Origin of the sequence: Arthrobacter terrae (assembly GCF_015708085.1) — a bacterium.
GTDB classification, from domain to species: Bacteria; Actinomycetota; Actinomycetes; order Actinomycetales; family Micrococcaceae; genus Arthrobacter_M; species Arthrobacter_M terrae.
The window spans coordinates 86,904-99,671 of record NZ_JADNYM010000019.1 but is presented as its reverse complement, the minus strand read 5'-3'; the positions used below and the strand labels follow the sequence as shown (position 1 = coordinate 99,671).

The following is a 12,768-nucleotide window of genomic DNA, read 5'->3' as shown; positions in this document are numbered from 1 at the left end:
ACCAGATACTCACGCATATTCTTCGTCCCGATCCCGGACAACCCCGCAGCCCCGCACTGATCCGCGGCCGCGACACTGTGCAGATACACCGCGTCCAACCGACGCCGTGTACTCTCAGCCGCACCAATAATCGACAGCCACGCCTCCTGCGACACCGCCTGCGGATCCGTCCCCAAAACCTCCGCCAACAACACGTTCACCTGCTCCAACCGTCCCACGATCCCCGCCGACGGCCCCACCACAAACAACCCCTCCCCAACCGGACCATCAACCGGTACCCCAGGAACCGGTGAACCAGCGGAAACACCCGGGCCGGCGGCACCGCCGGCATCGGACCCGCCGGTACCGGCGGCGCCGTCGGGCCGGCCGGTCCCGTCGTCGTCGGGCCGACCGGTCCCGGGAACTGCGGCAGGACCAGGGACGGGAACAGGACCGGAGCCGGTGGCAGAGCCGGTGCTTAGGCCCGAGCGCTCGAGCCGATGCGGATACTTCGCCGTGACCGCAGCCAGCACCCGCGCCAGATTCTCCCGATCAATCTCCACACCACCCACCACCCCTCAACACCCGAACCCGGCAACCCACACCGGCAACCTGAACCGGCAAGAAAACCAGGAAATCCTCCCGATCTCCAACTACTCCAAGGCTACGAGGAGGCACTGACATCACCAGGACAAAAAGACCCCAAAAACGGCCCCTGTGGAAAAGTATTTTGAAAAACTTTCCCGGCAGTCTTTAACCGCCCAATCCGGTAACTGCCAAGGTGCGCCGCGTCCCCCGTAGTGGATCCCCGGGGTTGAGGTTGCTACTTGGAATGTGTCCCTGCAGCTGAGACCGCGACTCACTTGGGAGTTCAGTTCCCTTTGTTGGCACGGGCAGCGGAAGGGTGTCCGTTTGGCTAAGGTCCCAGGCCTCCAGGGCCTGCAAACTCATCCCCCGCGGTCCGGTGCGGCGGGTCAGTCCCCGAATCAGCAGCAGTCTGGTGCCAAAGAGCAGCGAACCCGACTTTTCCTGCGCCTCATGGAAGAAGGTTGCATCCACACAGCCGGTACCGTCGTCGATGCTGATGAAGACCACCCTGCGGCCTCCGCGCATCGGCGGAGTCTGGGTGGCAACCCGGATACCGGCAACCAGCACCTCCGAATTGTTGCGCAAACCTAGCAATTTATCTGCCGTCGTTACACCAAGTGAGGTCAGTAATGGGCCGTAGCTGGACATCAGATGCCCGCTGACATCCATGGCCAGCAGATCAAGCTCGGTCCGGATTTTCTCCATTGCGCTTGGTTCCGGGAGCTTGTCCTTGAGGTTAGTCAATTCCAAATCACCCAAAGGAAGCAGCAACTGCCCTTCGATCGGTTCCGATTTTTTCCCACGCGTGGGCAGGTTCTGCAAATGGGCAATCAGATCCGCACGGCTCGCCGTGGACCCCGTCTCATCCTTGGCTTTGCGGTGCAGCGCGTCGAATGCGCCCAGCTGGGCCAAACGCTGCATGGTGGGTCGGCTCACTCTGGCCTGCGTGCGCAGGTCCGCCAACGAAGCATAAGGCTGATGAGCCACAATACGCTTGAGCTCGGCAGCGGAGAGCCCATACACTCCAGCCAGGCTCATCCGGATTCCCAGCTTCCGCGGGACTGCCACGCCATCCTTCTCCTGTGTCCGCAGATGAGGTGACGCGACAGCATCCGGCGCCTGGACCCATTCCACCCGGTACTCCCCCGCGCTCTTGTTAATGTCCAGCGGCAGAATCGGAATGCCCATCCTGCGCGCCTCGGCCACCAGTAGCCGGCGCGGGTACATCCCGGGATCGTGCTCCCATAGACCTGCCAAAAAAGCCTCCGGATGGTGTGCTTTCAGCCACGCGGATTGGTATGTCGGCACCGCAAAGGCGGCGCCGTGGGCCTTGCAGAATCCGAAGCTTCCAAAGGCCTTTAGCGTCTCCCAGACCTGGTCAACCACGTCAAGAGCGAACCCTCTGGCCCGGGCCGCCGTGCGAAACTCGTCCTCCATCTTGGGCTCGCCTTTCTCATTGCCGAGCATCCGGCGGTACTCATCCGCCTGGGCCAGGCCGCAACCGGTCATGACATCAAAGGTCCGCAGCACCTGCTCATGGAAGACGGTGACCCCGTGCGTTTCCGCCAAAGCCGGTTTAAGCTGCGGATGCGGGTATACCTCCGGCGCGAAACCATGCCGGTTCTCCAGATACGGTTTGACCATATTGGACTTCATCGGACCCGGGCGGAAGAGCGAAATGTCGATGATCAGATCATTAAATTCCCGGGGCGCCATTTTGCCGATTAATTCCCGCTGCCCCGGTGATTCAATCTGAAAGCAGCCCAGTGTATGGGTACTGCGGATCAGCTCAAAGGTCGGCTCGTCGTCGAGCGGTACACTATTGAGCTCAATCCGGCCGTCCGCCTGAATGTAGTCGGGACCGTTCCCTAATCCACTGTCGGGATGGTTCCCGGCAGCCGTCACCTCGGCCTTGGACGGGTGGATACGGATCACCTCACGGATCGCATAGGCCATGGCGCTTTGCATCCGGACCCCCAGAATATCCAGCTTGAGCATGCCCATCGGGTCCATATCGTGCTTGTCGAACTGACTCATCTGCAGGCCCAGACCGCTGGGCTGCACGGGGGTGCGGTCCAGCAGCGAGCCATTGCCCAAAATCACCCCGCAAGGATGCATGGAAATATGCCGGGGCAGCCGGTCCAGCCGCTCAGTCAGGTCCACCAGCAGATCCAATTGCTGGTTCGGGGCAAAGGCCTCGGTTCTTTGCCCTTCAACACGCTCCGCGAATTCCCGCAGTTCGGGCTTTTCCGCCATCGCTTCGCGAAAATCCCGGGCGGAAAACCGCCACAGTTGTTTGGCGATTGTACCGATCTCCTCCTCAGCCATTCCCAGTGCCAGCCCGGCATCGCGCACCGCTCCCCGCGCTCGATAGCCGTTCTGCATACTCATCAGCGACACCCGTTCGGCGCCGAACCGCTGAAAAACGCGTTGATAAACGTTATGCCGTTGCGCACTCTCGACATCAATATCGATATCGGGCAAGGTTGAGCGTTTCCCCGAAAGAAAGCGCTCAAAGATCAGATCATGACGCAGCGGATCAACCTGGCTAATCTCCAGCAGGTAATTCACCAGGCTTGATGCCCCGGAACCCCGGGCAGCCGCCCGCACTCCCATGTCGGTGATCATTGATGACACCTCGGCGACGGTCAGAAAATAGGAGGCGAAGCCCAGGGAATTAATCACGGTCAGTTCCTGTGACAGCCTGTCCTGCACAACGCGGGCGCGGGAACCGGTAACATCCGGGAATCGCCGGCTGATTCCGGCTTCACAGCGCTGCTTCAATTCAATCTGCGGATCACGCTCAATACCCAGCACCGAGGCTTCCGGTACCACGGGCTGCTTCCACCCCATATCCGTGCGTGGATTTATTCGGCATCGGTCCGTTAGCTTTTCCGTATTGGCCAGCAACTGTGCCAGTTCCCCTGCGCCGAAGCCGGCCGCACGCATAATTTCCTTGCCCAGCGAAGTCATCCGGGTACCAGACTTCAGCCATCCCTGTCCGTTGGGCTGCAGACGGAGTTCGGGCCCGGATAAATCCGCCAGCGGGCTTAGTACACGGGCCGAGTCGAGCACATCGGCTGTTGCTGCACCATCCCTTTCGCAGTACCGAACCGCATTGGTCAGGACAGCCGGAACTCTGAATTCCTGCGCCAGCTTAAGCATTCGTACCGCCTGCGCCGTACTCATGGCCTCACCGGGCGTGCTCAGATGAGTGACGATTTCCACAGCCATGGTTCCGGCCGGCATTTGCTGATGCCAGCGCTGGAACTTCCGGCGCGGCAGCTGGTATTTACGGCCGCCCATGGAACGGCCAACGTCCGACGACGGCCCCACCAGTACCGTAAGCACCGGTGCCAGTGTCTTCGGGTCCAGGGTCCGGGAGGCGAGTTGTGCCAGGGTCACTCCTACCAAGGATTTGGGGCCGACGTTGGCGTGCGCATCCGACACCAGTCGGCACAACGCCCGATACCCCGCAGCGTGGATGCCGCCGTGGGCCAGGACCACCACCCTGCCGCTTTCCGCCCCCTCCTCGAGAACCGCCAGATCCACACCCACGACCGGATCAATCCCGGCATCCATACACGCTTTAACATGCTTTACCGTTCCGTAGAGTCCGTCCCGGTCAGTACACGCTAAAGCATCCGCATTGTCGGCGACAGCCGCCTGCACCAGATCCTCGGGCCAGGAAACCCCATAATGGGCGCTAAAAGCGGTGGAAACATGGAGATGGGTGAAACTCATAAGAAATCCAAAATGTTGTTTCTTGAACGGGACCCGCCGGGCGGTGTCTACGGGCGGGGACCCGCCGGGCGGTGTCTATAAGCGGAGCCCGCAGGCTGTTTTCTAGATCGCGTCTACAGCTTCAAGCGCTGCGTGCCCGGAAAGCATCATGAATACACAGCATTCGCCATCGTTCGCTGTCCAGGTGATGACTCAGATCGAAGGTAAACAGCGGCCCCTGCCCGTTGAGCCTGGCCTGAACCCGCCAGATTTCATGGTCCACCAGATTCGAACCGTGACCGCGCTCGGCACGGCTCTCCTCCGCCCACCATTTACGGCGCTCGTACCAGCGCATGGGTTCTGCCCCGATAATGTATTCTTGCCCCTGCCAACGTAATTTCAGCGGCATGCCGTCAGCCGAGCGGATCACCTCCACCGGTTCGCTGAACATCCCCATAGCCGCACCTCGTGAACACTTATCGAATGGACCATTCGTCGAATATATCTTCTAGTGGCATCAACTGTACGCCTGGTTTTACCGAATATACAACGACGCTGTTACACAAGAAGCACAGCAGCACAAGCTCAGTTACGGAATGTAGCTGGCGGGACAAATGCCGTCTAGCATGTGTGTACAAGACCCACTACGACGCTGGCGACGCCCGCACCCTATGAGTTCACAGAGGAGCGCTCCATGACCAACATGGTTACCCTGATCGCCCAGACCACCCCCCTCGAGCGGGACCTCGCCACGGAGTCCCGCCCGGCAACAGCCGGGGACATCCGCAAACTCGGCGAACTCTACTTCAGCGCCTACGGTCCGGGAGTTGCCAGCGAAAACATGGAAGCCGCCGTCGCCGATCTCGAGGCATCCTTTGAAGGTAAATACGGCACCTATGTGCCGGAAGCGTCACACATTGTGACGGATGAAGCCGAAGGGATCATTGCCGCCATTCTGGTGGTGGAACGCGCAAAATGGGACGGCGCACCGGATGCCCCTTTCATCATCGAACTTTTCACCGATCGCGAACACCGGCGTCAAGGCCTGGCAGAAGATCTGGTACGCGCCTCCCTTGATGCTCTTTTCCAGGCCGGACATCACGAGGTCGCAGTGCGTGTCAGTGAGGAGAACTCCGCCGCCCTGGCGCTGTACCTCTCGCTGGACTTCCGCCGCTGGGCACCCGAAGAAAACGACGAATAACCGCGCACACCGCGCAACCAGGCAGACCGCGCAACCAGGCAGACCGCGCAACCAGGCCAGCCGGTCCATAATGTAATTATGTGCGGCAGATATGTGATGGCTCGGAGCACCGGCGACCTCGTAGCGTCCTTCGGCGTCGATGCCACCCATGCCGAAGAACTCGTCGCCTCCTATAATGTGGCACCAACCGATGAAGTTCCACTCATTGTGGACCGTCTCGATAAGACCGGCCCCAAAGCTGCCGCTGGTGTAATTGCCCGACAGCTATTGACCGCCCGCTGGGGCCTGGTGCCATCGTGGTCAAAGGATCCCAAAGCCGGCGCGCGGCTCATCAATGCCCGGCGGGAGACCGTCACCGAGAAACCGTCCTTCCGCAAGGCCGCAGCCAACCGGAGGGCCCTGGTGCCGGCGGATGGTTACTACGAATGGCAGAAAACGGCCGACGGCAAGATCCCCCATTATCTGCACGGTGAAACTAACGAGCCGCTGGCGTTCGCCGGCCTCTACGAATACTGGCCGGACCCGTCCCTCCCGGATGACCACCCCGACAAGTGGCTGCGCACCTGCACCATTATCACCGCGGCGGCGACGGACGCGCTGGGCCATATCCACGACAGGACGCCGGTCATTGTCCCGCCGGATCTCTATGCCGATTGGCTGGACCCCGGCACCACATCTCCAGCGGATGTGCAGCAGCTCCTTGATTCCATGCCGGAACCAAAACTGGTCCCGCGAATCGTAAGCACCAAGGCCAACAGCGTGCGTAACAACGGTCCGGAACTCATCGAACCGGCGGACGGATGAGTTTACCGAACCGGCAAACGGATAAGAACGACGGCGGCCAGCTCACCGCAGGGGGCTGGCCACGACTGCATCAGGATCAAGTGGCGTAGACGCGGTGGTCTATCAGGATCTGAACCGGTTTCTCAGCTGAGCCTGCTGAATGTTTGGCGGCGGTGGGCAGCCAGCTTGACGGCTTGATCCACCAGCTCCCGGTCCGCCACGTTGGCCCATGTCCTGACGGCGATGGCGAGTTTGTTCCCGGTTGAGCCGGGGCGCCGGATGCCGGATGCCGGATGCCGACAATGTCGTGGCCGCGAAGGATAGCCTCGGGTCTGCCGAGGACGGGCCATAGCCGTTTGTATTGAGATTCATCGGCTACCAGGAGCCCCCGGTCCTGGGCCTGCAGGAAGAGGTCGTGCGAACCGGGCAGTCGAACGCCGGTGCCCGCGCGGCCCGAATCGGATCGAGGTGCGCGGACGCTCCTGCGCCGGGAGCCGTCCAGTTAGCCGGATACCTCGCCCTTCATATTAGAGCCGGCACAGAAGCTATGTATACTTACTTTCGGTCTTCGGCTGTGACTAACATCAGGTGTTCATAGCTGGTCATTCATCCAAGACCGGGGTTTTGCTGTTGCTGAATTTGAGAAGGGTCTGCCTGCATTATGAGCATTTCCACGGGTCAAACGAGCGGCAACAATGCTGGTTCTTCTGCGGATACTGCGCTGAAGAAGGGCATCACAGGACCGCTTCTCTATCTTTTCATCCTCGGGGATGTCCTCGGCGCTGGTATTTATGCTTTAGTCGGCAAGGTCTCCGGCGAAGTTGGGGGCGCCATCTGGGTTCCGTTGGTGGTGGCACTGATCCTTTCGCTTCTCACCGCCGCCTCCTACGCGGAACTGGTTACCAAATACCCACGCGCCGGGGGAGCTGCGATCTTCGCAGAACGTGCCTATAAGAAGCCGCTCCTTTCTTTTCTCGTAGGTTTTTGCATGCTCGCTGCAGGCGTAACGAGTGCAGCGGGGCTGGCGCTGGCCTTTGCCGGCGACTATCTCAAGCCCTTCGTGGACCTTCCTCCTGTTCCGGTCGCCCTGATATTCCTCGTTTTGGTGGCCCTGCTGAATTCACGCGGTATTTCCGAATCAGTGAAAAGCAATGTGGTCATGACCGTTATCGAAGTGTCCGGACTTGTTCTGGTCATTGTCCTGGTGGCGGTCATGTTCGGCCGAGGCGGTGGCTATCCCGAGCAGGTAATGCAATTCCGGGCGGGCGTCAATCCTGGTATTGCGGTATTGGGGGCGGCGCTGCTGGCCTATTATTCCTTTGTGGGATTCGAGACCTCGGCCAATGTTGCCGAGGAAATACGTGACGTGAGCCGCGTCTATCCTCGTGCACTCTTCGGTGCACTCCTGACGGCCGGAGCGGTCTACGTCCTCATCGGCCTCGCCGCTGCGGTGGCCCTGCCTACGGAAGACCTGGCGGGATCCACAGCACCGTTGCTTGCCGTTGTGAACGCGACTGGAATTGCTGTACCACCCTGGCTGTTTGGTGCCATAGCGCTTGTTGCTGTCGCCAATGGTGCACTCTTGACTATGATCATGGCCAGTCGGCTGACGTACGGAATGGCCGAACAGGGCCTCTTCCCCCGCGCCCTCGGTAAGGTGCTGCCGGGCAGGAAAACGCCTTGGTCCGCCATCGTGGCAACCACAGTGGTGGCGATGGCCTTGACGCTGACCGGGGATCTCGCTTCCCTGGCCGAAACCGTTGTGCTGCTGCTGTTATTCGTCTTCTTGAGCACCAACATTGCGGTCCTGGTGCTGCGCAGCGACAAAGTCAGCCATAGCCATTTCAGGGCTGCGACGGTGGTTCCTTATTTAGCAATCGCGTCCTGCGTAATTTTGCTCACCCAGCAAAGTGCTGAAGTATGGCTTCGGACCGGCATTCTGATAGCGGTTGGTCTGGTCCTGTATGTCCTCAGCCGAATCTTTTCCCCGTCGCGGAACAGCAAGGAAACGGCTAAATAAAGGCAGGCCTGCATGCGCGAGCCGGCAGACTCCTTAGGTGCGTGGCGGAATACCGCGGCGGTGCGCTGGCGTTGTAGCTCCTGAACGCAAACTACGCCAACACGCCTGCCGGCAAACGCCCCAGGCCCGCTTGGCCATTAATTACTTCAAGGAGCACCCGTGGACTTCACCCCCGACGCCGGCACCATCACCATGTTTTCAACGTCCTGGTGCGGCTACTGCCGCCGACTCAAGAGCCAGCTTGATTCGCAGGGAATTGGTTACACCGAGGTCAACATTGAGGACGTCCCCGGTACCGCCGAACTAGTGGAGAAGCTTAACGGCGGCAACCAAACCGTTCCCACCGTGATGTTCCCGGACGGAACCTCCGCTACCAACCCGTCACTGCGGGATGTGCAGGCCCGGCTTGCCGCCTAAGCTACGACACCGCGTAACCGGTCAGCATTGCCCTGATCGGTTGTGATAGACAGACAGTAATGGAAACAGCAGCCAGGAGACTGGCTAGCAGGTCTTCGTACTGCCAAACGAACATCCCGGTTAGAGAAAAGAGCACATAGTGGTGCATAAAGTTCAGGGCGTCGTGGCACGCTTCAAGGGTGCCCCCGTCACGTTGGAAACCATTCTGGTCCCGGATCCCGGTCCCGGTGAAGCTCTGGTGGACATTATCACCAGCGGCGTCTGCCATACGGATCTGCATTACAAGCTGGGCCAGATCAGTGATGATTTCCCGTTCCTGCTGGGCCATGAAGCCACCGGTGTGGTCAGCGCCGTGGGTCCAGACGTCACTGAGGTAGCTCCCGGCGACAGGGTAATTTTGAACTGGCGCGCCGTCTGTGGCGAATGCCGTGCCTGCCGCCGCGGCCGCCCTCAGTACTGTTTCAATACGCACAATGCGACGCAGAAGATGACGTTGGAGGACGGCACCGAACTGACCCCCGCGCTGGGCATCGGAGCGTTTGCCGAAAAGACGTTGGTGGCCGCGGGCCAGTGCACCAAGGTGGATCCGGAGGCGGATGCTGCCGCCGTTGGCCTGCTGGGCTGCGGCGTGATGGCCGGGATCGGCGCCGCGCTGAACACCGGCGGTGTTCAGCGCGGGGATTCGGTGGCCGTGATCGGCTGCGGCGGTGTCGGCTCCGCGGCCATTGCGGGAGCCGCCCTGGCCGGCGCGACAACCATCATTGCCGTGGACATCAATGACACCAAGCTCGACCGGGCGCTCACGATGGGCGCCACCGATACCGTCAACTCCTCCGAGAATGATCCGGTGGAGGCCATCCGCGCGCTGACCGGAGGTTTCGGCGCTGACGTGGTGATTGACGCCGTCGGCCGTCCGGAAACGTATCAGCAGGCGTTTTACGCCCGCGATCTGGCCGGGACGGTGGTTCTGGTGGGCGTGCCATCGCCGGAGATGACGCTGGAACTGCCGCTGCTGGATGTCTTTGGCCGCGGCGGCTCGCTGAAGTCCTCCTGGTACGGAGACTGCCTCCCGTCCCGGGACTTCCCCATGCTGGTGAGCCTGTATCAGCAGGGGCGGCTGGATCTGGACGCATTTGTCTCCGAACGGATCGGAATCGGCCAGATCGAGGAAGCCTTCGACAAAATGCGTGAAGGCACCGTGCTGCGTTCGGTGGTGGAGCTCTGATGGCCGTGCGGATCGAGCCGTTGGTGACTTCCGGGACCTTCTCGCTCGACGGCGGCACCTGGGACGTGGATAACAACGTCTGGATTGTGGGGGACGACGAGGAGTGCATCATTATCGACGCCCCGCACGATGCCCAGGCGATTATTGATCAGCTGGCAGGGCGGCGGGTCAGGGCGCTGCTGCTGACACATGCCCACGATGACCACATCGGTGCGGCGGAGCGTCTGGCCGAGGACGCGCGGGCTCCGATTTACCTGCACGCGGCGGACCGGATGCTTTGGGACGCCGTGTACCCGGACTTTGGCCCGGGTCATGAGGTTCACGACGGCGACACGTTTGACGTCGCGGGCGTCACCTTGACGGCGCTGCACACCCCCGGGCATTCCCCCGGCTCCGTCTGCTACTACCTGCCCGCGGAAAGGACAGTATTCAGCGGAGACACGCTTTTCCGCGGCGGACCGGGCGCCACGGGCCGTTCCTACAGTGACTTCCCCACCATTATCGAGTCCATCCGGAGCAAGCTGTTGGTGCTGCCCGCGGACACTGTGGTGCGGACCGGGCACGGGGACTCCACCACAATCGGCACCGAGGCGCCGGCGCTGCAGGACTGGATCGACCGCGGTCACTAGCCCGGGCTTCTGCCTATCATTTGAAGGCCGCGTGGAGATCCAGACCGGGTCTCCACGCGTCCGCAGGCAGAGAATCCCAGAGCTAAAGCTGGGCGTTGGTCTGTTGGAGACCGCGTGCCGGGCTACCTTGGACGGGCGGGGCGAGGACTCATTGACTACTAAAAGCCGCTAATCAAATGCCTCGTTTTTAAGGTGCGCTGCCGTTACTGTTGTGGCATGGCGACAGCGTCGCGTGCAGGGAAGAACGACAGGACGCACCGGCCGCACGGTGGCATCGTACGGTTGCCAGGTGTCGTGCCGGCGAGCCTGGTGGTTGCGGCCGGGTGGTGCTGGCGTCTTTTGGTTGTGGCCGGAGCCTTCCTGGCCCTGAGTGCACTGTTCACTAAGCTTTACCTGGTGGTTCTGCCGGTTTTCTTCGCGCTATTGCTCGCGGCGCTATTGCACCCGTTGGTGGCGCTGTTGCGACGGCTGCGATTCACCCGGCCCTTGGCTACGTGGATTACCATAGTTGTCGCCCTGGTCGTATTGGGCGGTGTCGGTTGGTTCGTCGAGCGGCAGGCGTCCGCGAATTATGCGAGCATGGTCAACCAGGTCGAAGACTTGTTTAACGAGGCAAAGCGGTATGTTGACGTGTTGCCGGGGACGAATAGCGACCAATTACAGCAGCTTCAGCAACAGCTGGTCGACGCGTTGCGCAAGAACAGCCAAACCATTGCCAGCGGGGTCATAACGGTCGGTACGGCAGCGGTAGAGCTCATCACTGGCCTGATTGTGACGTTGTTTCTGACGTTTTTCTTCCTCGACGAGGGAGATCGGATATGGAGCTGGCTGGTGCGGCTCTTTCCGGCGTCGGTCCAAGTAAGCGTCCGCGGGGCAGGGTACCGGGCTTGGCATGTATTGTCCGGCTGGGTAGTCGGTACCGCAATAATTGCCCTTATTCACGGCGTTGTTATTGGCTTGGTCTTGTTTTTTCTTGGTGTGCCCTTGGCCGTCCCTTTGGCCGTCTTGGTGTTCATCGGCAGCTTCATCCCGATTATCGGCGCTTTTCTTTTCGGCGGATTAGCCGTCCTGGTCGCGCTGATTACCCAGGGACCGGTCGCCGGCCTCATTATGCTGGCCGTATTGATCGTTGAGGACCAGCTCGAGGCCCATCTGTTTCAGCCACTCATTGTCGGCCGCGCCGTGAAGCTGCACCCGGTGGTAATCGTGCTCTCATTGACCGGCGGAGCGCTGGTTGCCGGCGTGTTCGGTGCCATTCTTGCGATCCCCATCGTCGCATCGGTCCACGCCTCGGTGAAGTACCTCACCGGGGTGGAGGACCTGCATGGTCAGCCACGCCGGGCCGGTGAGGACCGGATGAAGCCTGAGCCACCGGCCGAGTACGCACCCTTGCCTCTCTATGCGAACCGTTCGGCCGAAACCGGCCGTGACGGCAAGACCAATAATGACCTCGTGACCAGTGCGGACGGACCCGGTGCGGACGGACCCGGTGCGGACGGACCCGGTGCGGACGGAGCCGGTGACGAGGGTAGCTCTGGAGGCAACGAATCGCCGCCCACGGAACCGGCCGAGGATGACCGCCCGGATCCACAGAGTCCTTAGGGTTCGTAGGCCACTGTACGCCTGCGTCGCGACTCACCAGCAGACAGTCACAGTGGAAGCGCAGTCTATTCGCTTACGAAGGCGCCGCCACGCGCGGGTGCCACTGACCGGCGATACGTACGAGTCTTGCAACCCTTGGTGTTTCAAGGCATCCGGCACCCCAGGCGGCAGACGCGCCGCACTGCCGCTGGACCGCCAAATAGGCATGTCTCGGTAAGTCGCTGCATGGTCTAGCGTCATTCGGCCGGAGCCCGTCAGGTCCGTGATACCGTCCAACAGTGTTGAAAAGGAGGGGATCTCGTTGGATTTCTCTGCTACCGAAACTTGCCCCAACACCGCACCGGTTCCATGGTCAATGGCCGCCATCAAATGCACTCGCGAGCCGCCACCGTTCTTGGCACCACGGACCTCCTTACCCTCGACAGAGATCGCCGAAACGCCGATGGCGGCCTGCACCCATGCCCCAGCCAGACGATCCAGCAGGCCGGCATCAAGGCGTTCAAAAATTCTGCCCAGCGTCGTCGCGTGCGGGGAACCGACGCCCAGTGCAGACAGTTGCTCCCGTGCCGTATCTTCGGCCCATAGCAAATTTAGTCTCCGT

Annotated in this window: 10 protein-coding genes and 1 pseudogene; 7 read left to right on the top strand and 4 right to left on the bottom strand. The window is 61.1% G+C overall.

Going from position 1 to position 12,768, the window contains the following annotated elements:
* The 3 genes and pseudogenes from IV500_RS14915 to IV500_RS14905 form a co-directional block, all read right to left on the bottom strand.
* Positions 1 to 542: pseudogene (locus IV500_RS14915) on the bottom strand (hypothetical protein); the annotation flags it as partial.
* Positions 543 to 732: 190 nt separating this feature from the next.
* A complete protein-coding gene (locus IV500_RS14910; RefSeq protein WP_196397598.1) occupies positions 733 to 4,311 on the bottom strand; it encodes a DNA polymerase III subunit alpha in 3,579 nt (1,192 codons plus the stop codon).
* A 121-nt stretch (positions 4,312 to 4,432) separates the two neighbouring features.
* Entirely contained in the window at positions 4,433 to 4,747 is a 315-nt protein-coding gene (locus IV500_RS14905) for a DUF6504 family protein (RefSeq protein ID WP_196397597.1), read from the bottom strand.
* Between the two features lie 237 nt (positions 4,748 to 4,984).
* Here IV500_RS14905 and IV500_RS14900 point away from each other — a divergent pair, with 237 nt between their 5' ends.
* From IV500_RS14900 to IV500_RS14870, 7 genes are all read left to right on the top strand, one after another.
* The gene (locus IV500_RS14900; RefSeq protein ID WP_196397596.1) at positions 4,985 to 5,491 is read left to right on the top strand and encodes a GNAT family N-acetyltransferase; all 507 of its coding nucleotides are present in this window, start codon (positions 4,985 to 4,987) and stop codon (positions 5,489 to 5,491) included.
* Between the two features lie 78 nt (positions 5,492 to 5,569).
* Complete coding sequence (locus IV500_RS14895; RefSeq protein WP_196397595.1) at positions 5,570 to 6,295, top strand: SOS response-associated peptidase; 726 nt, start codon at positions 5,570 to 5,572, stop codon at positions 6,293 to 6,295.
* Positions 6,296 to 6,935: 640 nt separating this feature from the next.
* Complete coding sequence (locus IV500_RS14890; protein ID WP_196397594.1) at positions 6,936 to 8,294, top strand: APC family permease; 1,359 nt, start codon at positions 6,936 to 6,938, stop codon at positions 8,292 to 8,294.
* A 159-nt stretch (positions 8,295 to 8,453) separates the two neighbouring features.
* Positions 8,454 to 8,711, top strand: a complete 258-nt coding sequence (locus IV500_RS14885; RefSeq protein ID WP_312875941.1) for a mycoredoxin — start codon at positions 8,454 to 8,456, stop codon at positions 8,709 to 8,711.
* 139 nt (positions 8,712 to 8,850) lie between these two features.
* A complete protein-coding gene (locus IV500_RS14880; RefSeq protein WP_196397593.1) occupies positions 8,851 to 9,936 on the top strand; it encodes an S-(hydroxymethyl)mycothiol dehydrogenase in 1,086 nt (361 codons plus the stop codon).
* Positions 9,936 to 10,565 (top strand): MBL fold metallo-hydrolase, encoded by a 630-nt coding sequence (locus IV500_RS14875; RefSeq protein ID WP_196397592.1) that lies wholly within the window; start codon positions 9,936 to 9,938, stop codon positions 10,563 to 10,565. Before IV500_RS14880 ends, IV500_RS14875 begins: the two co-directional genes overlap by 1 nt.
* A 216-nt stretch (positions 10,566 to 10,781) precedes the next feature.
* The gene (locus IV500_RS14870; RefSeq protein ID WP_196397591.1) at positions 10,782 to 12,167 is read left to right on the top strand and encodes an AI-2E family transporter; all 1,386 of its coding nucleotides are present in this window, start codon (positions 10,782 to 10,784) and stop codon (positions 12,165 to 12,167) included.
* A gap of 33 nt (positions 12,168 to 12,200) precedes the next feature.
* Here the strand turns inward: IV500_RS14870 and IV500_RS14865 are convergent, their stop codons facing one another.
* Positions 12,201 to 12,755: a hypothetical protein gene (locus IV500_RS14865; RefSeq protein WP_196397590.1), complete on the bottom strand. Its 555-nt coding sequence runs from the start codon at positions 12,753 to 12,755 to the stop codon at positions 12,201 to 12,203.
* Between the last annotated feature and the right edge of the window lie 13 nt (positions 12,756 to 12,768).